Here is a 21,753-nt window from a genome sequence, read left to right as displayed (position 1 = left end):
AATGGCGACATGACCGTTGACTCTCCTTCTCCTGACGCGCCGTTGCCCGAGTCGCCGGTCGTGGGCATCGTCGGCAGCGCCGGCGCCTACGGCCGCTGGCTGCGCGGGTTCTTCGCCGCGCGCATGGGACTGCAGGTGCTCGGCCACGACCCCGCGGACCCGGCCAGCGATGCGCCCGAGGCGCTGCTCGCGGCGGCGGACGTGCTGGTGTTCGCCGCGCCGATCCGCACGACCGCGACCGTCGTCGCCGATTGGACCGCGCGTTCGGCCGGGCGCGAGCGTGGGCGGCTGTGGCTCGACGTGACCTCGCTCAAGCAGGCGCCGGTCGCGGCGATGCTGCGCGCCCAGGCCGAGGTCGTTGGCCTGCACCCGATGACCGCGCCGCCCAAGTCGCCGACGCTGCGCGGCCGCGTACTCGTGGTCTGCGAGGCGCGTCTGGCGCGCTGGCGGCCCTGGGTCGCGCGCCTGCTCACGGCGCTCGAGGGCCAGGTGGTGCATGCCGAGGCCGAGCGCCACGACCGGATCATGGCCTTGGTGCAGGCGCTGGTGCACGCCGGGCATCTGGCCCAGGCCGGCGTGCTGCTCGACCAGGCGCCAGACGGCGGCGGATTGGCGGACCTGCTGCCGTTCCGGTCGGCCTCGTTCGAGCTCGATGCGGCGATGATCGCGCGGATCCTGTCGATGAACCCGGCGATCTACGAAGATATCCAGTTCGACAATCCGCACGTGGTCGGCGTGCTGGCCGACCTGGCCGCACGCACGGCGCAACTGCATGCCCTGGTGGCGCGCGGTGATGATGCCGCACGCGCGCAGTTCCGCGCGTTGCTCGAGACGCAGCGCCAGGCGCTGGGCGCTGCGGCGCTCGAACAGGGGAACTACGCCTTCGAGCGTGTCGGTTATCTGCTGGCCGATCTTGCCGGCGACCGGTTCGTCAGCGTGCACCTGCCGCTGGACCGGCCGGGCTCGTTGCGCGCGCTGTTGCACGTGTTCGAGCGGCACGGCGTGAACCTGGGGTCGATCCATTCCTCGCGCACGCCGGGCGGCGACCTGCATTTCCGCATCGGGCTGCTGGCCGGTTGCGATGGCGACGCGCTCGCGGCCGCAGCCCGGGAGATCGACGCCAGCGGCATCGGCCGGGTGATCGAGCGCGGCTGATGCTCAGGGGCGGCGCAAGGCGTCCCAGCCGTCCGGTCCGAGCCGTTCGAGCGTGGCGATGTTGCGTTCGACGATCGCGTCGGGGTCGGGATAGATCGCCACCGCGCGCTCGACGCTGTCCTCGCGCAGCAGATGCAACGTGGGGTAGGGCGAACGGTTGGTGCAGTGGCCGATGTCGTCGTCGGGTGCGTCGGCGAAGCGGTAGTCGGGGTGGAAGCTGGCGACCTGCAGCACGCCGTCGAGGTCGAGCGATTCGACCAGGGCATCGGCCGCGTCCAGGAAGTCGTTGTAATCGAGGAAGTCCTGCAACACGTGCGGATGGACCAGCAGCGTGGTGTCGGTGGTCTGCGCCGGCGTGTCACGCAGGTGGAGCAGTTCCTCGGCCAGGCGTTCGAGCAGGGCCTCGGGCGTGGTCGCCTCGCACAGCACCAGCCGCACCTGATCCTTGACGTACACGGCCTTGGCGAACGGGCACAGGTTCAGCCCGATCACCGCGCGCTCGACCCAGCGGCGGGTGGCGGTCAGCGGGTCGTCGGCGGTGGGCGCGTCGGGGAACTGGGCGGTCACGGACAATCGGCGGCACGGACGGGCGCGCAGTCTAGACCAGCAGGCATGCTGCAATTGGTATGTTATAAAATAACCTGTTCAGCCGTTGCGATTTGCCATGCCCGTTTCCGTCTCACCGCCTCGTCCGCGCCTGGTCCAGATCGATCTGCTGCGCGGCCTGGTCATGCTGTTGATGTTGCTCGACCACGTTCGCGAAACATTCTTCCTGCACGTGCAGATGGCCGATCCGGTGGACATCGATCAGGTGCCGCCGTTGCTGTTCGGCTTCCGCCTGCTCGCGCATCTGTGCGCGCCGGTGTTCGTGTTCCTGACCGGGCTGTCGGCCTGGCTCTATGGCCAGCGCCAGGGGAACCCACGTGCGGCGACCGCGGCGTTTCTGTTCAAACGTGGCCTGTTCCTGGTGCTGCTGGAAGTGACGCTGGTCAACTTCGCCTGGACGTTCGAGTTCCCGCCGCAGACGCTGTATCTGCAGGTGATCTGGGCGATCGGCCTGTCGATGCTCGCGCTCTCGGCGTTGCTGTGGCTGCCGCGTCCGGTGCTGGCCGCACTCGGCCTGGCCCTGGTGGCCGGGCACAACCTGCTCGACGGCGTGCGCGTGGACGGCGCCTGGTCCGGGGTATGGGCGGTGCTGCACCAGCGCGCCTGGCTCGAGCCGATCGAGGGCCTGCGGGTGCGCACCTCGTACCCGGTGCTGCCGTGGATCGGGGTGATCGCACTCGGCTATGCCGCTGGCCCCTGGTTCGCGGCCGGCTTCGATGCCGTGCGCCGCCAGCGGCGGCTGCTGGCCTGGGGTGTGGGGGCGCTGGCGGCGTTCGCCGTGCTGCGGCTGGTCAACGGCTATGGCGATGCGCCCTGGCGCCTCGGCGAGGACGGGCTGCGCACGGCGATGAGCCTGGTCAATGTCACCAAGTACCCGCCGTCGCTGCTGTTCCTGTGCCTGACCCTGGGTGTGGGCCTGTTGCTGCTGCGGCTGTTCGAGCGGCCGACGCTGGCCCGGCGGCTGGCGCCGGTGGCGACCTACGGCGCGGCGCCGATGTTCTTCTACCTGCTGCACCTGTACGTGCTGAAGCTGCTGTACCTGGCGGCGGTCGCCGTGTGGGGTCACAACCAGGGCGCGGTCTTCGGCTTCGGTGCGCCGGCGTGGTTGCTGCCGGTCGCAGCGGCGCTGGCGCTGGCGCTGTATCCGGCCGTGCGCGGGTTCGCCGCGCTCAAGGCGCGGCGCCGGGACTGGGCGTGGCTGCGCTACTTCTAGAACGCGGCGCTCAGTCGCGGAAGTTGTCGAACTGCAGCGGCAGTTCGAACTCGGTACTGCGCAGCAATGCAATCGCCGCCTGCAGGTCGTCGCGCTTCTTGCCGGTCACGCGCAGCTTGTCGCCGTTGATCTGGCTGTCGACCTTGAGCTTGGCGGTCTTGAGCGTGGTCTGGATCTTCTTGGCCAGGTCGCGTTCGATGCCCTGCTTGACCGTGACCTTCTGCCGGGCGCCGGCGAGGTTGGTGTCGATGTCGCCGAACTCCAGGCAGCGCACATCGATCTTCCGCGCGGCCAGGCGCTGACGCAGGATCTCGGTCATCTGCTGGAGCTGGAATTCGCTCGGGGCCGACTGGGTGATCACCGCGTCCTCGCGCTCGAACGAGGCCTCCACGCCCTTGAAGTCGAAACGCGTCGTCAGTTCGCGGTTGGCCTGGTCGACCGCGTTGGTCAGTTCATGGGTGTCGACTTCGGAGACGACGTCGAAAGACGGCATGGGGCACCTGGCTGTAGGGAAACGGCCCGCAGGGTAACGCAGCCGGCGTGGAACGTTGCATCGCGCGCTCGCCGCGTCCTGCTCGCCGCGCGCGCGCGACAATGGCGGCCTCCCCCGCTGTTGCAGACCACCGTCATGTTCGAGACCCCTGCCTACGCCGCCGCAGACGCCACCGCGCCGCTCGCGCCCACCACGATCCAGCGCCGCCCGCCCGGCCCGTCCGAGGTGCTGATCGACATCCTCTACTGCGGCGTCTGCCACTCCGACCTGCACCAGGTGCGTGACGAGTGGGGCGGGGCGATGTTCCCGATGGTGCCCGGCCACGAGATCGTCGGCCGCATCGCCCAGGTCGGCAGCGCGGTGACCGCGTTCTCGGTCGGCGACGCGGTGGGCGTCGGTTGCTTCGTCGACTCGTGCCGAACCTGCCCGCAGTGTCGCGCAGGCGAGGAGCAGTTCTGCGATGAGGGCATGACCGCCACCTACAACGCGATGGCGCGTGATGGCAGCGGGCCGACCTACGGTGGCTACTCGACCCGGATCACGGTCGATGCGGCCTATGTGCTGCGCATTCCCGACGCGCTGCCGCTCGATGCCGCCGCGCCGCTGCTGTGCGCGGGCATCACCACTTATTCGCCGCTGCGGCACTTCGGCGTCGCGCCCGGCGACGAGGTCGCGGTCGTCGGTCTGGGCGGTCTGGGTCACATGGCAGTCAAGTTCGCGGTCGCGATGGGCGCGCGGGTGACGGTGCTGAGCAGTTCGGAATCCAAGCGCGCCGACGCGCTGGCGCTCGGTGCGCACGCGTTCGCCGCCACGCGCGACAAGGGCACGTTCAAGACGCTGGCCAAGTCGTTCGACTTCATCGTCGACAGCGTGTCGGCCGAGCACGACTACAACGCGTACCTGTCGCTGCTGCGCGTCGACGGCACAATGATCCTGCTCGGCATTCCCGAGGTGCCGGCGCCGGTCGCGGCCGGCGCGTTGATCATGCAGCGCCGGCGCCTGGTCGGTTCGCTGATCGGCGGTATCCGCGAGACTCAGGAGATGCTCGAGTTCTGCGCCGAGCACGGCATCGTGTCGGACATCGAGCGCATCGGCATCGCCGACATCGAGACCGCCTACGCGCGCATGCGCAAGGGCGATGTGCGCTACCGCTTCGTCATCGATATCGAGACGTTGCGGCGCTGAAGACCCGTGCGCGCCGGATGCCCGGCGCGTGCTTCCGTGCGAGGATGGACGCCCCTGTTCATCCTTCGCGACCATGTCCCGTGCCGCTCCGCCGACCGATGCCCGCGCAGCCGTGTGGTGGATGCTGCTGGCGGTGCTCGCGTTCGCGGGCATGGACGCGGGCATGAAGTGGATCGCCGAGGACTATTCGGCGTTCCAGGTCGCCACGTTCCGCAGCCTGACCACGCTGCCGCTGATCGCGGCGTGGATCGTGCTGCGCGGCCGCGGCGGCACGTTGTGGCGGATCCATTGGCCGCTGCACCTGCTGCGCGGCGTGCTCGGCGTGGGCATGATCGCCGGCTTCGTGTACGGACTGGCGCGCATGCCGCTGTCGACGGCGTACGCGATCGTGTTCGTTTCGCCGCTGCTGGTCACCGCGCTGGCGGTGCCGCTGCTTGGCGAGCGGGTGGGCCCGCGCCGCTGGACGGCGATCGCGGTGGGCATCGTTGGCGTGCTGGTGGTGCTGCGTCCGACTGGCGAGGGCGTCGCCACGCTGGCCGGTCTGGCGGTGGTGCTCGGTGCGCTGTGCTACTCGGTCGCCTCGATCACCGTGCGCATCCTGGCCCAGCGCGACAGCCCCGAGTCGCTGGTGTTCTGGTTCCTGGTGCTGATGGCGGTCTTCGCCGGCCTGCTGGCCTGGCGCGACTGGCGGCCGCTGCAGACCGAGCACCTGGGCGTGCTGGCGTTGATCGGCAGCGCGGGCGCGCTGGGCCAGGTCGCGATGACCCATGCCTTCCGCCTGGGTGAGGCCAGTCAGGTCGCGCCGCTGGAGTACACCGCGCTGCTGTGGGTGATCGTGCTCGATCTCACGCTCTGGGGCGTGCTGCCGGACGCGCCGACCTGGCTGGGCGCGGCGATCATCGTCGCCAGCGGCTTGTACATGTTCCGCCGCGAGCGGGTGGTCGCCGACCCGCCGGTGCGCCACCCGGACGCGACGCCGCCACCCTGAGGGCGGCGGGCCGGAGCCGCCGACGCCGCAGCCACGCGGCGTGCCGCACACTGCCGCCATGCCCATCGTCCTGTTGATCGTGTTCGTCCTGGCGCTGTGCGCGGCGATGCTGCTGCTGTGGCCGCTGGCGCTGTGGAACCGCTATCGCGTCGGCACCTCGCGTCGGCGCCCGCCGCGCTGGTTGACCCGGCTCAATGCCTGGCTGTTGCCGGCTTCGGCGTTGCTGTTTCTCGGCGCAATGGGGGTGACCCAATTGTTCGTCGCGCATGCGTTCGTCTATGCGGCGCTCGGCGTCCTCGCCGGGCTGGCGACCGGCGGCTTGGGTTGGGCGCTGACGCGGGTCGAGCACCGGCCCGGGGCGGTCTGGTACACGCCCAACCGCTGGCTGGTGCTGGCATTGACGCTGGTCGTGGTCGCGCGGGTGATCGCGGGCATCTGGCAGGCCTGGGAACGCTGGCAAGGCAACGTCGAGCTCCTGGCGGCGTGGGGGCCGCTCGGCGAGCCGGCCGGGCTGTTCGCCGTCGCCGGGCTGGTGCTCGGCTACCACGCCGCCTACGCGGTGTTGCTGCAGTGGCGTCTGGGGCGTTGGCTCTGAGGCTTGCGGCGTTCGACCGTCTAGCGCAAGCCGGCGCGGTGCTGCGCGCACCGCCCGCGCGTCTCATCGCGGTGTACGGCGTCGGAGGCCACGTCGCGCCGGCCAGTGCCGTGGGGAGCGACTTCGCCTGACGGTCAGCGTGGGCGCCTCCCGGGTACCGTGCCCAGTCGCGGCCCGATATCCGCTTGGTGGTCACGGCACCCGGCAGGCGCTGGACACGGATGCGACAGCGGACCCAAAAGCGGGTTAGACCACGAGGTAGAGGGCGCGCGACTTCTTCCAGCGTATTTGCGGCGATCCGAAGCCGGGTTGGCTACGTCCGCAGCAGCGGACTGACGGTCGGTGGCCGCGTTCAGCGCGCCATGGATGGCGCGCGCCCGAGTCAGGACAGGATGTGCTGACCGAGGGAGAGCGGCTTCCGGCCGGCAGGCTGCTGCCCATTCGAAGTGGAGTTCCTGCTTCCGTTTCTGCGAGGGGATCAAAAAAAAACGGCCCCGCACAAGGCAGGGCCGCTGGGCACGTCTCTGGGAGAGAGAGGATCAGAAGCGTGCGCCGATACCGACACCCACGGTCCACGGGTCGAGCTTGAGATCGCGCTGCACCGTCTGACCGGCCTGCTTGACGTCCGCACGGCTGCGCAGGTAGCGCGCATCGGCACGGGCGAACCAGGTGGAGTTGATGTTCATGTCGACGCCGACCGTGCCGATCGCGCCCTTGGGCGTGGTCAGGCTGACGTGGTCGCCGCCGCCGCCCAGGTCCTCGTTGCTGATGTTGGACTGGTGATAGCCCAGACCGACGAACGGGCGGAAGGTGTTGTCGACATCACCGAAGTGGTACTGGCCGCTCAGCGCGATGGGCTGCTGATCGACATTGCCGATCTTGACGCCGTCCTGCTTGACGCGGTGATCGAACGAATCGAGCGCGCCCCACAGCTCGGCGCTGATGTTGTCGGTGAAGTTGTACGACACCGAAGCGGTCGGCGCCGGGCCGCCGTCGACCTTCAGCCCGTTGTTCCGCGCGCTGTCGTTGGTCGGTTGCAGCAGCGTCACGCCGCCGACGACCGAGAAGCGCTTGCCGGCCGCGGTATCGGCGTCCTGGGCGAAGGCCGCGGACGAGACCGCGAGCGAGGCCAGGGTGGCGAGGATCAGGCTGCGCTTGTTGAGGATGGACGCGTTCGGCTTCATGGGGGTTCTCCTGTACTTGGGTGCCGGCAGCGCAGACGCGCCGGCGGGATTCTCGCGGTCGGGACCGAAAGTCCCGTCGCGACCCTCCTCTTCGGGAAGGCGCGGCCATGCTGGCGCGGGCAACCTGAATCGGCGATTTGCGCTGTCTGAAGCATTCCTGACGCTTCACAGCAGCTTCGGAAACCTGCGCGGTGCGTTCATCGCAAGGCGCGTTGCCATGCGGGTTGGTATGGCAGTACCGGGCAAGATTGCGGCTGTACCGCAGACGAACGCCGCGAATGCGACGCAACGTTCCGCGACCGATGCCGGCATGCGATGCGACATCACAGCAGTTGGCGCCGGACCTGCGGGGCGCCACAATAGTGGGTCACGAGATGCCCGGAGGGCCGCATGGCCGACCTGAAAGAAGCGCGCGTTCCCGACATTGGCGGGTATGACGATGTCCCGGTGATCGAGGTGCTGGTCGCCGTCGGCGATACGGTGTCGGTCGACCAGGGCCTGGTCACGCTGGAATCGGACAAGGCCACGATGGAAGTGCCCTCGACCGTGGCCGGTGTGGTCCGGGAACTGAAGGTCAAGGTCGGCGACAGCCTGTCGGAAGGCAGCGTGGTCGCGCTCATCGAGGCCCAGGATGCCGCGGCCGATGCCCCTCCCGCGCAAGCGGGGAAGGTCGACGCGCGCAGCGCGTCGGGTGGGGGCGAGGCGCCGGTGGCCGAGAAGGCCGCGCCCGCTGCTGCAAAGACCGAGGCGCCGAAGGCGCAGGCCGGCGGTGGTGGCACGCAGGAATCGAAAGTGCCCGACATCGGCGGCTACGACGACGTGCCGGTGATCGAGGTGCTGGTGGCGGTCGGCGATACGGTGGCCAAGGACCAGGGCCTGGTCACGCTGGAATCGGACAAGGCGACGATGGAAGTGCCGGCGGCCGTGGCCGGCGTGATCAAAGAACTGAAGGTCAAGGTCGGCGACACCCTGTCGGAAGGCAGCGTGGTCGCGGTCATCGAGGCCACAGACGCCGCGGCCGATGCACCTCCCCCGCAGGCGGGGGAGGTCGACGCGCGCAGCGCGTCGGGTGGGGGAGCCGCGCCCGCCAAGTCCAAGGACGACAGCGCCGTCGAGCCGGTCGCGCCGCAGGCCAAGGCCGATCCGATCGCGCAGGCCTCGATGGACCATCGGCCGGCCGGCAGCGGCAACCCGCCGGTCCGCTTCGATGCCGAAGCGATCCTGCCGGGCAATGTGCCCTATGCCAGCCCCGCGGTGCGCCTGTTCGCACGCGAGCTCGGCGTCGATCTGGCCCAGGTGCGCGGAACCGCGCGCGCCGGGCGCATCACGCGCGAGGACGTGCAGCAGTTCGTCAAGGGTGTGCTGGCGGGCGGTGGCGCCTCGAAGGCCGGTGCACCGGCCGCGGCCGGCGGCGGCCTGAACCTGCTGCCGTGGCCGAAGGTCGACTTCGCCAAGTTCGGCGAGATCGAGGTCCAGGAACTGGGCCGCATCCAGAAGATCTCGGCTGCCAATCTCGCGCGCAACTGGGCGATGATCCCGCACGTCACGCAGCACGACGATGCCGACATCACCGATCTCGAGGCGCTGCGCGTGCAGCTCAACAAGGAGAACGAGAAGGCCGGCATCAAGCTGACCATGCTCGCGTTCCTGATCAAGGCCTCGGTCGCGGTGCTCAAGCAGTATCCGCGCTTCAACAGTTCGCTCGATGCGGCTGGTGAGACGCTGACGCTCAAGAAGTACTTCCACATCGGCTTCGCCGCCGACACGCCCAACGGCCTGGTCGTGCCGGTGATCCGTGACGCCGACAAGAAGGGCGTGCTGGAGATCTCCCAGGAGATGTCCGCGCTGGCCAAGAAGGCACGCGACGGCAAGCTCGGCCCGGCGGACATGCAGGGCGGGTGCTTCTCGATCAGTTCGCTGGGCGGGATCGGCGGCACCAGCTTCACGCCGATCGTCAATGCGCCGGAAGTGGCGATCCTGGGCGTGTCGAAGTCGGCGATCAAGCCGGTCTGGGACGGCAAGCAGTTCCAGCCGCGCCTGATCCTGCCGCTGTCGCTGTCCTACGACCACCGGGTCATCGACGGCGCTGCGGCCGCGCGCTTCACGGCGACGCTGGCGCAGTTGCTCGGCGATATGCGCCGGGTGCTGCTGTAACCGCCTGGTTGCCGGCATGAGCGATCCGTCCACGCGCGAGCGGGCGCGGTTGACGTTGCGCCATGCCGGCATCGCCGATATCCCGGCGATCGTTGCGCTGAGCGAGCGCGTCTACGGACGCGACAACGGCTACACGGCCGAGATGCTCAACGGTCAGATCGCGCAGTTTCCGCAAGGCGTGTTCGTGGCGTTCTACGACGGGGTCGCGGTCGGCTACTGCGGCACGTTCCGCATCGACGAGCGCACCGCGATGGCCCCACACCGCTGGCTGGAGATCTCCGGCGGCGGCTACGCCTCGCGGCACCTGTCGACCGGCGACTGGCTCTACGGCATGGAGGTCTGCGTCGATCCCGACCACCGCGGGCTGCGCATCGGCCGCCGGCTCTATGAGCTGCGCAAGCGGTTGTGCCAGGAGCTGCGGCTCAAGGGCATCGTGTTCGGCGGGCGCCTGCCGGGCTTCTCGCGCCGCGCCCGCGCCTATCGCGGCGACGTGCGCGCGTATGTGGCCGACGTGTGCGCCGGGCGCATCCGCGACCGGGCGCTGAGTTTCCAGCTGCGTAACGGCTTCGAGCTGATCGGCGTGCTGCCCGGCTATCTGCCGCAGGACACCGAGTCGGCCGGCTACGCCGCGCACCTGGTCTGGCGCAACCCCAAGATCGACCCGGATGCCGACCCGCGCGGCACCGCGCGCCCGCTGCCCGATTCGGTCCGCGTGGCGACGGTGCAATATCAGCAACGCCGCGTGGCCTCGTTCGAAGAGTTCGCCACCCAGGTCGAGTACTTCGTCGACATCGCCGCTGATTACCGCGCCGACTTCGTGGTCTTCCCCGAGCTTTTCACGCTGCAACTGCTGTCAGTGGAGAACAAGCCGCTGTCGCCGGTCGACTCGCTGCTGGCGCTCACCGGCTACACCGAGCGTTTCGCGCAGTTGCTGTGTGAACTGGCGGTGCGTCACAACATCAACATCATCGGCGGCTCGCATCCGACCCGGACCAGCGACGACGACGATGGCAAGGTGCGCAACATCTGCTACGTCGCGCTGCGCGACGGCTCGCTGCATACCCGCGACAAGCTGCATCCCACGCCCAACGAGCGCACATGGTGGGGCATCGGCGGCGGCGACAGCGCCCAGGCGATCATGACCGACTGCGGGCCGATCGGGGTGATGATCTGCTATGACAGCGAGTTCCCCGAACTCGGCCGGCACCTGGTCGACCAGGGCGCGATGATCCTGTTCGTGCCGTTCTGCACCGACACCCGCGAGGGTTACCTGCGGGTGCGTTACTGCTCGCAGGCGCGCGCGGTGGAGAACCAGTGCTACGTGGTGCTGTCGGGCAACGTCGGCAATCTGCCGGGCGTGAACAACTTCGACATCCAATATGCGCAGAGCTGCATCCTCACGCCCTGCGATTTCCCGTTCGCGCGCGATGGCGTCGCCGCCGACACCACGCCCAATGTCGAGCAGGTGGCCTTCGCCGACCTGCGCCTCAACGATCTGACGGTCGCGCGCAACGACGGCACCGTGCAGAACCTCAACGACCGCCGCCATGACCTGTATACGCTGAGCTGGGCCCGGCGCCCGGCATCGCGCGTGGCGGTACCAGAACAGACGCAACCCCCGGAGAACGCGTGATGGCCAAGACCCTGGAAGTGACAGTCCCCGACATCGGCGGCTACGACGACGTGCCGGTGATCGAGGTGCTGGTCGCCGTCGGCGATACGGTCGCCAAGGACCAGGGCCTGGTCACGCTGGAGTCGGACAAGGCGACGATGGAAGTGCCGTCCTCGCACGCGGGCGTGATCAAGGCGCTGAAGGTCAAGGTCGGCGACACCCTGTCGGAAGGCAGCGTGGTCGCGGTGATCGAAGCCGAGGGCGAGGCCGAAGGCGATGCCAAGCCGGCCGCGGGATCTGCCGACAAGGCGCCCGCCCCGGCGAATGCGGGAGGGAGCAAGCGCGAGGCGCCGGCCAGCCAACCGCCGGTTGCGCGCTCGCATCGCGCGCCGGCCGAGCCCGAAGCGGTGAAGGCGGCGCCGTCGTCGGGCCGCAAAGCCGACGTGGAATGTCGCATCGTCGTGCTCGGCTCCGGCCCCGGCGGCTACACCGCCGCGTTCCGCGCCGCCGATCTCGAGCTCGACACCGTGTTGATCGAGCGCTACGACACGCTCGGCGGCGTCTGCCTCAACGTCGGCTGCATCCCGTCGAAGGCCCTGCTGCACGCGGCCGACGTCATCGACCAGGCGCAGCACGCCAGCGATTACGGCGTGGAGTTCGGTGCGCCGACGATCTCGCTCGACAAGCTGCGCGGCTACAAGGAGAAGGTGGTCGGCCAGCTGACCAAGGGCCTGGCCGGGATGGCCAAGCAGCGCAAGGTACGCGTGGTGGCCGGTACCGGCACCTTCGTGTCGCCGAACGAGATCGAAGTGGTCGCCCAGGACGGCAAGACCACGCTGGTGCGCTTCGAGCAGTGCATCATCGCCGCCGGCTCGCAGGCGCTCAAGCTCCCGGGCTTCCCGTGGGACGACCCGCGCGTGATGGATTCGACCGACGCGCTGGAACTGGCCGAGGTGCCCAAGCAGTTGCTCGTCGTGGGCGGCGGCATCATCGGCCTGGAGATGGCCACGGTGTATCGCGCGCTGGGCGCGCAGGTCACCGTGGTCGAGCTCGCCGACCAGTTGATGCCCGGTGCCGACAAGGATCTGGTCAAGCCGTTGGCTGACCGGCTCAAGAAGCAGGGCGTGTCGGTGCACCTGAAGACCAAGGTCGTCGAGGCCAAGCCGGAGAAAGCCGGCATCGTCGTTGCGTTCGACGGCGAGAGCATTCCCGACACGACGCTGTACGACCGCGTGCTGGTCGCCGTCGGCCGTTCGCCCAACGGCGCCAAGATCGGTGCCGACAAGGCCGGCGTGCGCGTGGGTGAGCGCGGTTTCATCCAGGTCGATGCGCAGATGCGCACCAACGTGCCGCATATCTTCGCGATCGGCGATCTGGTCGGCCAGCCGATGCTGGCCCACAAGGCCACGCACGAAGGCAAGCTCGCGGCCGAGGTCGCGGCGGGCGAGAAGAAGGAATGGGTCGCGCGGGTGATCCCGTCGGTGGCCTACACCGATCCGGAGATCGCCTGGGTCGGCATCACCGAGACCGAAGCCAAGGCCAAGGGCCTGAAGGTGGGCGTGGGCAAGTTCCCGTGGGCGGCCAGCGGCCGCGCGATCGGCCTGGGCCGGACCGAGGGCTTCACCAAGCTGGTGTTCGACGAGGCCACCCACCGGATCGTCGGTGCCGGCATCGTCGGCGTGCATGCCGGCGATCTGATCGCCGAAGCTGCGCTGGCGATCGAGATGGGGGCCGAGGTCGCCGACATCGGCCACACGATCCATCCCCATCCCACGCTCAGCGAATCGGTGGCGATGGCCGCCGAGGTCTACGACGGCACGATCACCGACCTCTACCTGCCCAAGCGCAAGTAGTCGCCCACCGCGGCCATGCCGCGCATGCCGGTCCATTGCGTGGGCCGGCACGCCGCCGCTGCCGTCGAAAGACGGTGGCATGCATCGCCAGCGTGCAGTGTCCTGCGCGGTCTGCGCGCGGTCCGTGCCGGCCGTCACTCGATGCGCGCGCAAACAGCCGCGCGCAACCCCGACTTGCGTGGCGAGCACCCGACAGGCTGCAGGGGGCGCGGCGCCCACAGGCTGCTGCAGGCCGTCAGCATCGTCCAGGCCGCCTGAGCAGACCTTTGATCCACGTCGGCAAGCCCGCCCGCCTGGAACGCGGAGCGCGCAACGGGCGCCTATGCCGATCGCGTTCCGACGTGCCCAGCGCGGGGCGACACGCAGAACCGCTTTGTTGCAGTGCATGGTGACAAAGCCCACCGGTCGCTATACACCTGGCGCCGAAATGGTAGCGCTATCAGTCGGCTGCCTTTCGCGACATGCGGGTGAGCTGGAGGCAATGCGCCAGGCAGGGGGCCGGGCGCGGTGCGGGGTGACGAAGACCGTTTCACCAGGATCGTTTGCAAGAACAGGGCAAACGGACGCTGCCGTTTGTGGGCGCCCGTTTGGCTGGGAGGCGGGCGCTTCGTCGAGTTCGAGCGCGCATGCAAGCTGCAGAAGTCGGTAGTGCCGCATCCGCCACCTGCGGAGACGGATCGTGACGTACGCCGGGAGCGGCCAGCTCGCGGTTGTTCCCATTCCGATGCTGAGGACCCGTCAATGAGCATGAAGTTCAGGCGTTTGAAGTCGACGGCAATGTTCACCTTCGTGGGAGGTGTGCTGATCATCAATCCCGCGTTCGCACAGCAACCGTCAACGCCGCCCAGTTCGAGTGCGGACACGCGGGCCGCGTCCGCGCCGCAGGACGCCACGACGCTCGATGCGGTCGTGGTCAGCGGCATCCGCAACAGCCTCAGCCAGGCGATGGACACCAAGCGCGAGGCGGCGGGCGTGGTCGATGCGATCAGCGCCGAGGACATCGGCAAATTTCCCGACACCAATCTCGCCGAGTCGCTGCAGCGCATCACCGGCATCTCGATCGAACGCCGCGATGGCGAAGGCGCGCAGGTCACGGCCCGCGGTTTCGGGCCACAGTTCAACATGGTCACCCTCAATGGTCGCCAGGTGCCGGGCGCCGACGCCTTTGGCGCGGCCGGCCAGGTCGCCATCGGCGGCGTCGATGGCGGGACGCGCGCGTTCAACTTCGCGCAGTTGGCGGCCGAATCGATCAGCGGCATCGAGGTGTACAAGACCAGTCAGGCGCACGTGCCGAGCGGCGGCATGGGCGCAACCATCAATATCCTCACCGACAGGCCCTTCAACCACACCGGCATCGTCGCCAGTGCCGGCGCCAAGGCGGTGTCCGATCGCAGCCAGCTGTTCGACGACGATCTGACGCCCGAACTGTCGGGCATCTTCAGTTACACCAACGCCGACCGGACCTTCGGTGTGGGCTTGAGCGGCAGCTACCAGAAGCGCAAGGGTGGCTCGGTGCAGGCCACCGAGAACTACTGGAACGTCCAGCCGTGGACGGGCACGATGCCGGGCAATCCGCAGGTGACCAATGCGCCGGGCGTGGGCGACCTCTACGCACGCCCCAACGACCTGCGCTACGCGTTCTCCGAGTTCGATCGCGAGCGCATCAACGGCCAGGCGGTGCTGCAGTTCGCGCCCACCGACAGTCTGACCCTGACGCTGGACTACACCTACTCCACCAACGAGATCACCGAAAATCGCGGCGAGCAGGGCATGTGGTTGCAGAACAGCGACTACACCCACGTCGAGTTCGATACCTCCGGCGCGGTGGCCACGCCGATCTACCTGCGTGAAATCGCCGGCACCAAGGACTTCGGCCTCGAGCAGCAGCGCAGCATGCAGAAGTATCGGCTGGGCTCGCTGGGCTTCAACGCGGTCTGGGACGTCAACAGCGATTTCCGGCTGAGTTTCGATGCGCACAACTCCAAGACCGAGAGTCTGCCCAACGATCCGCTGACCGGTGGCGGCTCGATCTTCATGAGTGTGGCGGGCACCAACAACTGCACCACCGGGCCGCATTGCGGCGGCTCCTGGGTGCAGGAACTGGTCTTCAACAACGGTCTGCCGGTCGGCACCCAGACCTGGTATCCGACGACCGCCGACGCGATCGCCGGCACCAACGGGGTGGTCAATCCCGGCTTCGTCGCCGGCGAGATCGGCTCCCAGGTGCTGCGGGTCAATGCGCAGACCCAGGTCAGCGAGATCGAGCAGGCCCGACTCGACGGCGAATGGATGTTCGATCAGGGCCGCTTCCAGTTCGGCGTGGATTCCAGCACCGCGAAGACCCACCGTCTGCAGGCCGCCGAGGCGTACTCGACACTGGGCGACTGGGGCGTGGCCAATGTCGATGCGGATGTGGCGGGCGGCCTGATGGATCTGCTCCAGCCACTCGACTTGGTGGGCCTGTTCCACGGGCGCAGCATCAGCAGCTGGCCGGCCTGGCGGGGCGATGCCGGCGCGCTCGCGCAATGGGCGCGGGGGCAGTACGGCGTCGGCCTGGGCGTGAGCCCGCAGAACGCGGCGGACAACCGGGTGGAGGAGAAGACCCGCTCGGCCTACATGCAGGTCTCGCTGGATGGCGAACTGGGCGGCTTCACGACCAATACCCGCATCGGTGTGCGCTACGAGACCACCGATGTCGTCTCCACCTCGGTCATCGCCACCCCCGAGGCGATCGAGTGGCAATCCAACAACGATTTCCGCATCGTGCTGTCCGACGAGCTCGAACCCTTCAGCGAGTCGAGCAGTTACAGCTACATCCTGCCGAACCTGGATTTCAGTATCGACTTCACCGACCAGCTCAAGGGCCGGGCCTCGTTCGGAAAGAGCATTGCGCGCGCACCCTACGGCAATCTCTACGCAGGCCCCGGCGCGCAGCAGCCCTTCGGTTCGGTCCTGCTGGACCCGTCCAGCCGGGCGAGCGGCAACGCGCAGAACCCGTCGCTCAAGCCGCTGGAGTCGGACAATCTCGACTTCGCGCTGGAGTGGTACTTCGCCGAATCGAGCTACGTCTCGCTGACCTACTGGCACAAGTCGGTCAGCAATTTCGTCGGCAACACGGTGAGCCAGGAATCGCTCTACGGCCTGACCGACCCGACCTCGGGCCCCGACGCCCAGGCCGCGCTCGCGTTCCTGCAGAGTGCGCAATGCCGCGAGCAGGTGGGGCCGGCCAACGCGGCCGCGTGCTCGGGCAACGACACCTCGCTGTTCACCGCGCTGGCGCTGCTGCGCAACGATCCGGCGGGGCTGGGGGCGTTCAACGGCACCGGCGCCCAGGCGCTGGCGACCGAGGCCGCCTACGATCTGTACGGCACGCCGGACGATCCGCTGTACCTGTTCAACGTTAACCGGCCGATCAACCAGAACCAGTCCAAGCTGCACGGTTGGGAGCTTGGCGGCCAGTACTTCTTCGGCGACAGCGGGTTCGGGATCCTGGCCAACTACACCATCGTGCAGGGCGATGTCGGCTACGACGATGGCGGCGACCCGGGCATCGACCAGTTCTCGCTGACCGGGCTGAGCGATACCGCCAACGTCATGTTCATGTACGAGAAGTTCGGCTGGTCGGTCCGCCTGGCCTGGAACTGGCGCGACGAGTATCTGATCCTCGCCAACCAGGGCGCCAGCCGGAACCCCTACTACGTGGAGGCCTACCAGCAGTGGGATCTGAGCGTGAACTACGCGCTCGACGCGCACTGGTCGTTCGGGCTGGAAGCGATCAACCTGACCAGCGAGGAGGTGCGTTGGCACGCGCGTACCGATCAGCAGATCATGAAGCTGGCCGATCAGCGTCCGCGCTACATGCTGGGGGTGCGCTACAAGTTCTGAGGGGCACGGCGCGACGTTGCAGAGTTCGATCCCGCACGGTGGAGAGGTGATGGCGCGTTACGAATTGCTCAACAACGTGGCGCACAAGGATCTGCGCGTGGCGACCGGCTTCGGCGCGCAGTTCGGCGACGACGTGGGCATGCTGCCGGCATTCCCCAGCGAGTACGCCGAACTGCAGCGCGAATACCCGATCTTCTTCCGCAAGGACGCGGACGGGCAGTGGGCCTCGGTGGCGTTGCTGGGATTCGAACAGCGGGAGAACCTGTACCTGCGCGACGGCCGATGGAACGCCGCCTACCTGCCCGGCGCCGCGGCGAAGGGGCCGTTCCTGATCGGCTTCCAGGAGCAGCGCATCGACGGCGAGCTGTGCCGCGAGCCGGTGATCCACGTCGATCTGGATCATCCGCGGGTCCGCATGGGCGAGGGCGAGGCAGTGTTCCTGCCGCAGGGCGGCCACAGCCCGTACCTCGAGCATGTCGCCGGTGTGCTGCGCGGCATCCGCGATGGGGTCGCGTTCGGCGCGGCCATGCTCGCGGCCTTCGATGCGCTGGGGCTGATCCAGCCGGTGACGCTGGCGGTGGACCTGGACGAGCGCCATCGGGTGGATGTCGCGGGTCTGTACAGCATCGACCGCGAGGCCCTGGCCGCGCTGGACGGACCGGCGCTGGCGCGATTGAACCAGGCGGGCTATCTGGAAGGGGCGTATCTGGTCCTGGCCTCGCTGCACAACGTGCGCCGGCTGATGGCCGAAAAGCAGCGTCGCCTGCGCGAGCAGGACGCGGCGATGCCACGCGCGGACGCCTGAGCGCATGCCGTCGGCCATGCGCGCAATCGAGGTTCGCGACGCGGCCGCGCTGCCGCTCGATAGGCTGGTGTCCGAGGGGCAGCCAGTGCTGCTCAAAGGGGTGGCGCGCGACTGGGGACTGGTGCGTGCGGGCGAGGCGTCCACCGCCTCGGCCATGGCGTATCTGCGCGGCTTCGACACCGGCCGACCGGTCCCCTATTCGTTCGGCGCTCCCGAGATCCAGGGGCGCCCGTTCTATACCGAGGACTTCACTGCTCTGAATGTCGAGGTCCGTCGCGGTGGACTCGGCGAGGTCCTGGATGCGATCGCGGCCCATCTCGACGATCCGCAGCCGCCGACCCACTACGTCGCCTCGTTGTCGGTGGCGGGCGCGTTGCCGGGCTTCAGTCAGGAGAACGATCTGCACCTGGCCGACCGCGGTATCCCCGCGGCGCCCGGCATCTGGATCGGCAACCGGGTCGTGGCCTCCTGCCATTACGACGTGCCGGACAACCTGGCCGTCTGCGCGGTGGGGCAGCGGGCGTTCACCGTGTTCCCGCCCGAGCAGATCGACAACCTCTACCCGGGGCCGCTCGATCCCACGCCCGGCGGGCAGGTCGTGAGCCTGGTCGACTTCGATCGGCCCGATCACGCACGCTATCCGCGCTTTGGCCAGGCGCTGGCGCACGCGCAGACCGCGCTGCTGGTGCCGGGCGATGCGATCTTCATCCCGGGCATGTGGTGGCACCACGTGCGCAGCCTCGCGCCGTTCAACGTGCTGGTCAATTACTGGTGGCGCAATGTGCCGGCGTTCCTGCCGTCGCCGGTGTCGGCGCTGCAGCACGCGCTGTGGGCGATCCGCGACCTGCCCGAGCGCGACAAGGCGGCCTGGCGCCAGGTATTCGACTACTACGTGTTCGGGCCGAGCGCGCGCGCGGGCGCGCACATCCCCGAACCGGCGCGCGATGTGCTGGGGCCGATTGACGAGACACGGGCGCGACGCATCCGCGCCTTGTTGCTCGGCCAGTTGAACCGGTGAGCGGACAGGGAGGCGAGGCAATGGACGAGCACCAGGCACCGCCTGGCCGGATACGCAAGGTGGTGATCGCCGGCGGCGGTACGGCGGGTTGGCTGGCCGCGTGCGCGCTCGCCCACCAGTTCCGGGACCGGCTGGACATCACACTGGTGGAATCCGAGCAGATCGGCACCGTGGGTGTGGGGGAGTCCACCGTGCCGCCGATCCGCACCTTCCACCGCTTCGTGCAGATCGATGAGCAGGCGTTCCTGCGTGCGGTGTCCGGCACGTTCAAGCTTTCGATTTCGTTCGAGCATTGGCGGCGCCCCGGCGATCGCTACATCCATCCCTTCGGTGCGACAGGACAGGGGACGTGGGCCGCGGCCTTCCATCATTTCTGGCTCGACAGCCGTCGCCGCGGCATGCCGTCGGAACTGGGCGACTTCTGCCTGGAGACGCTCGCCTCGCGCGCCGACCGGTTCTCGCTCGACACCGATCCGCAGGTCAACTACGCCTACCATCTCGACGCCGGCCTCTATGCGAAGTTCCTGCGCGCGCAGGCCGAGCGCCATGGGCTGGTGCGCGTCGAGGGCCGGATCGAAGCGGTGGTGCGTCATGCGACCAGTGGTCATGTCGCGGCCCTGGTGCTGGACGGAGACCGGCGGATCGACGGCGACCTGTTCATCGATTGCACCGGCTTTCGCGGCCTGTTGATCGAGCAGACCTTGCAGACCGGGTACGAGGACTGGAACCAGTGGCTTCCCTGCGACCGGGCGGTGGCGGTCCAGACCGAATCGGTGGGCCCACCGGTGCCGTACACGCGTGCGATCGCGCATGAGGCGGGCTGGCGGTGGCATATCCCGTTGCAGCATCGGGTCGGTTGCGGCCTGGTGTTTTCCAGCCGGTACATGTCCGACGACCAGGCGCAGGCCAAACTGCTGCGCGATGTCTGCGCGCGGCCGCTGCGCGATCCCTGGGTGGTGCCGTTCCGCACCGGACGTCGGCGCCAGGCCTGGAACGGCAACGTGGTCTCGCTGGGGCTGGCCAGCGGTTTCATCGAACCTCTGGAATCGACCAGCCTGCACTTGACCATCAGTGCCGTCGTGCGGCTGATCCAGCTGTTCCCGTTCGACGGTCTCTCACCAGCGCTGGTGGACCAGTTCAACGCGGTCAGTCGCGCGGAGATGGAGCACGTGCGGGATTTCATCATCCTGCATTACCACGCCAACCAGCGCGACGAGCCGATGTGGGCGGCGTGCCGGGACATGGCGCTGCCGCCATCGCTGGAGGTCCGGCTGCAGGCCTGGCGCGAGCGTGCGCATGCCTGGCAGGGCGCCGATGAACTGTTCCGTGTCGATTCGTGGACGCATGTGCTGCTGGGGCAGGGCATCGTGCCCCGACAGCATCATCCCCTGGCGCGCGCGCTGCGCGACGAGGACCTGCGTCACTTGCTGCGCGCGATCCGCGAGCCGGTCGAACGTGCGGTCGAGCAGATGCCCTCCCAGCAGGCCTTCATCGATCGTTACTGCAAGGCGGATGCCGCGGTGTGGGGCGCACCATCCGCAGTGCGGTAAGCGGATCGGCGGAAAGAACAGAAAGAACAAAGCCGCGGCTGGGCCGCGGCTTCGTCGTCCATCCGTTGCCGAGAGGTCGGCTTAGAAGCGGAAGGTCACGCCCGCCATCGGGCCGTGGACCTTCAGATCGCCGGTCAGCTTGCCTTCGTACGGGTAGGGGCCGGCGGCGACGCCGTCGGGCGCGCGCGCCGTCCCCTTGTACTCGTCGGAAAGCTTCAGGCGGAACCAGTCGTAACCGGCATGGATGCCGAAGCGCTCGGTGACCATGTACTCGACGATCAGGCCGCCGCGCTCGAAGTGGCCGCGCTCATCCAGGAAATCACCCCAGCGGGTATCGAGGTACTGGGCTTCCAGGCCGACGGTCCAGCGCTCGGCCGGGATCCAGGTCAGACGGGTGTGCAGGCCCGGCGAGAAGCCGTCGCGCTTCCAGCGGACGGTCTCGAACTGCGGGTCCACAAGGTCGGTGCCTTCGGACGCGCCGTTGGCGAAGGCCTCGAGCTCGGCGTAGGTGACGCCCAGGCCCAGGCCCCACTGGAAGCTGTCGTTCTTGACCACGCTGTACTCGTAATTGAGGCTGGCGAGGCTGAAGGACAGGCGGCCGTCGATGCGGGCGGCGGGGATGTCGATCGACTCGCCGCTGCCGCCGATCGTGCCCGTGTCGAGTACGGTGCCGCCGTAATTCCAGGTCTCGTCGCGGCGATAGTCGTAATAGTTGCCGACCAGCGCCTGGCGGTCGCTGATGCGGAAACCGAACGCGCCGCGCGGGCGCCATTCGCGGCCGGTGCCGAAGGTCTCGTTGAAGCCGAACGTCGCCTCGTCGGTGCCGTCGGTGACGGTGCCGTTGCCCGAGAACCCCAGCTTGGCTTCGGGGTTGAAGGCGCTCACGCGCAGGACAAAGCGATCATCGCGGCTCTGGGCCTGGGCGGGCAGCGCGAGCGTGGCCAGAACCACGGCGGCAGGCAGGGCGGCCAGAGCGAGGGTGCGGAAGGGCGTGGGGGACATCGGCATGCCAAGGTCGTGGAAGAGGAGGCGATGGTCGGTAAGTGAAGGTCTTGCCGGCGTGAAGTGATGACGCGAATAACGAATGGTCCGTTCATTGATGTCCCAGCCCGACGGCGGGAGTCTGACCTTGGATTGGCGTCCGGCGCGCTGCGCCGGGCCGGGCCGATTCGTCGATCGGAGCGAGTGCGCGTCCGGGTCAGGGCCCGGTGAGCAGCGATGGCGTGCGCGGCACTACCGCCCATCCATGCGAACGCCACGCGTGCTTCGCGTGGCCGGACCCAAAGCAGCCGTGTTGCGGGAGAGCGGCCGCCGGCCGGCAGGCCGTGGCCCCTTCCAAGCAAAGGCGAAGGCCAAAAAAAGGGTTCTTCGCGGATTAGCGTGGAGCCATTCTTGTCCGCCGCTACCCTTGAAGCCTGATTTCAGGGCTCAAGGGCAGATGCATGTTGGACCGGAAG

Annotated in this window: 16 protein-coding genes; 12 read left to right on the top strand and 4 right to left on the bottom strand. The window is 68.5% G+C overall.

Annotated features, from left to right (window positions below):
• Positions 1-9 precede the first annotated feature (9 nt).
• Complete coding sequence (locus FHW73_RS12755; RefSeq protein WP_183427133.1) at positions 10-1,155, top strand: prephenate dehydrogenase; 1,146 nt, start codon at positions 10-12, stop codon at positions 1,153-1,155.
• 3 nt (positions 1,156-1,158) lie between these two features.
• On the opposite strand, the gene FHW73_RS12750 is transcribed toward FHW73_RS12755, so the two are convergent.
• The gene (locus tag FHW73_RS12750) at positions 1,159-1,722 is read right to left on the bottom strand and encodes a DUF1415 domain-containing protein (protein ID WP_183427132.1); all 564 of its coding nucleotides are present in this window, start codon (positions 1,720-1,722) and stop codon (positions 1,159-1,161) included.
• A gap of 97 nt (positions 1,723-1,819) precedes the next feature.
• Between FHW73_RS12750 and FHW73_RS12745 the strand changes: the two genes are divergently transcribed.
• Positions 1,820-2,974 carry a heparan-alpha-glucosaminide N-acetyltransferase domain-containing protein gene (locus tag FHW73_RS12745; RefSeq protein WP_183427131.1) on the top strand — a complete coding sequence of 385 codons (1,155 nt, stop codon included), beginning with the start codon at positions 1,820-1,822 and terminating at the stop codon, positions 2,972-2,974.
• Positions 2,975-2,984: 10 nt separating this feature from the next.
• Here FHW73_RS12745 and FHW73_RS12740 read toward each other — a convergent pair whose 3' ends face one another.
• Complete coding sequence (locus tag FHW73_RS12740) at positions 2,985-3,467, bottom strand: YajQ family cyclic di-GMP-binding protein (protein ID WP_183427130.1); 483 nt, start codon at positions 3,465-3,467, stop codon at positions 2,985-2,987.
• Between the two features lie 135 nt (positions 3,468-3,602).
• Between FHW73_RS12740 and FHW73_RS12735 the strand changes: the two genes are divergently transcribed.
• The 3 genes from FHW73_RS12735 to FHW73_RS12725 all read left to right on the top strand — a co-directional run bounded on the left by FHW73_RS12735 (position 3,603) and on the right by FHW73_RS12725 (position 6,235).
• Complete coding sequence (locus FHW73_RS12735) at positions 3,603-4,652, top strand: NAD(P)-dependent alcohol dehydrogenase (protein ID WP_183427129.1); 1,050 nt, start codon at positions 3,603-3,605, stop codon at positions 4,650-4,652.
• A 73-nt stretch (positions 4,653-4,725) separates the two neighbouring features.
• Positions 4,726-5,640, top strand: a complete 915-nt coding sequence (locus FHW73_RS12730; protein ID WP_183427128.1) for a DMT family transporter — start codon at positions 4,726-4,728, stop codon at positions 5,638-5,640.
• A gap of 58 nt (positions 5,641-5,698) precedes the next feature.
• On the top strand, positions 5,699-6,235 hold the full coding sequence (locus FHW73_RS12725; RefSeq protein WP_183427127.1) for a DUF1453 domain-containing protein: 537 nt from the start codon (positions 5,699-5,701) through the stop codon (positions 6,233-6,235).
• Between the two features lie 539 nt (positions 6,236-6,774).
• Here FHW73_RS12725 and FHW73_RS12720 read toward each other — a convergent pair.
• Complete coding sequence (locus FHW73_RS12720) at positions 6,775-7,419, bottom strand: OmpW family outer membrane protein (protein ID WP_183427126.1); 645 nt, start codon at positions 7,417-7,419, stop codon at positions 6,775-6,777.
• A 390-nt stretch (positions 7,420-7,809) separates the two neighbouring features.
• Here FHW73_RS12720 and aceF point away from each other — a divergent pair, with 390 nt between their 5' ends.
• The 7 genes from aceF (at position 7,810) to FHW73_RS12685 (ending at position 20,296) form a co-directional block, all read left to right on the top strand.
• Positions 7,810-9,573 carry a dihydrolipoyllysine-residue acetyltransferase gene (gene aceF / locus FHW73_RS12715; protein ID WP_183427125.1) on the top strand — a complete coding sequence of 588 codons (1,764 nt, stop codon included), beginning with the start codon at positions 7,810-7,812 and terminating at the stop codon, positions 9,571-9,573.
• A 16-nt stretch (positions 9,574-9,589) separates the two neighbouring features.
• Positions 9,590-11,206: a bifunctional GNAT family N-acetyltransferase/carbon-nitrogen hydrolase family protein gene (locus tag FHW73_RS12710; RefSeq protein ID WP_183427124.1), complete on the top strand. Its 1,617-nt coding sequence runs from the start codon at positions 9,590-9,592 to the stop codon at positions 11,204-11,206.
• The gene (lpdA, locus tag FHW73_RS12705; RefSeq protein WP_183427123.1) at positions 11,206-13,038 is read left to right on the top strand and encodes a dihydrolipoyl dehydrogenase; all 1,833 of its coding nucleotides are present in this window, start codon (positions 11,206-11,208) and stop codon (positions 13,036-13,038) included. The genes FHW73_RS12710 and lpdA overlap by 1 nt, the downstream gene beginning before the upstream one ends.
• A 741-nt stretch (positions 13,039-13,779) precedes the next feature.
• A complete protein-coding gene (locus tag FHW73_RS12700) occupies positions 13,780-16,923 on the top strand; it encodes a TonB-dependent receptor (RefSeq protein WP_255492972.1) in 3,144 nt (1,047 codons plus the stop codon).
• A gap of 49 nt (positions 16,924-16,972) precedes the next feature.
• Positions 16,973-17,728: a SapC family protein gene (locus FHW73_RS12695; RefSeq protein WP_183427122.1), complete on the top strand. Its 756-nt coding sequence runs from the start codon at positions 16,973-16,975 to the stop codon at positions 17,726-17,728.
• 4 nt (positions 17,729-17,732) lie between these two features.
• Entirely contained in the window at positions 17,733-18,746 is a 1,014-nt protein-coding gene (locus FHW73_RS12690; protein WP_183427121.1) for a cupin-like domain-containing protein, read from the top strand.
• Positions 18,747-18,766: 20 nt separating this feature from the next.
• Entirely contained in the window at positions 18,767-20,296 is a 1,530-nt protein-coding gene (locus FHW73_RS12685; protein ID WP_183427120.1) for a tryptophan halogenase family protein, read from the top strand.
• Between the two features lie 81 nt (positions 20,297-20,377).
• Here FHW73_RS12685 and FHW73_RS12680 read toward each other — a convergent pair whose 3' ends face one another.
• Positions 20,378-21,304 (bottom strand): hypothetical protein, encoded by a 927-nt coding sequence (locus FHW73_RS12680; RefSeq protein ID WP_221187554.1) that lies wholly within the window; start codon positions 21,302-21,304, stop codon positions 20,378-20,380.
• Positions 21,305-21,753 lie beyond the last annotated feature (449 nt).

Source organism: Luteimonas sp. RC10 (genome assembly GCF_014192745.1).
Classification (GTDB): Bacteria; Pseudomonadota; Gammaproteobacteria; order Xanthomonadales; family Xanthomonadaceae; genus Luteimonas.
The sequence above is the reverse complement of the archived record's forward strand: the minus strand, read 5'-3'. Positions and strand labels throughout refer to the sequence as shown.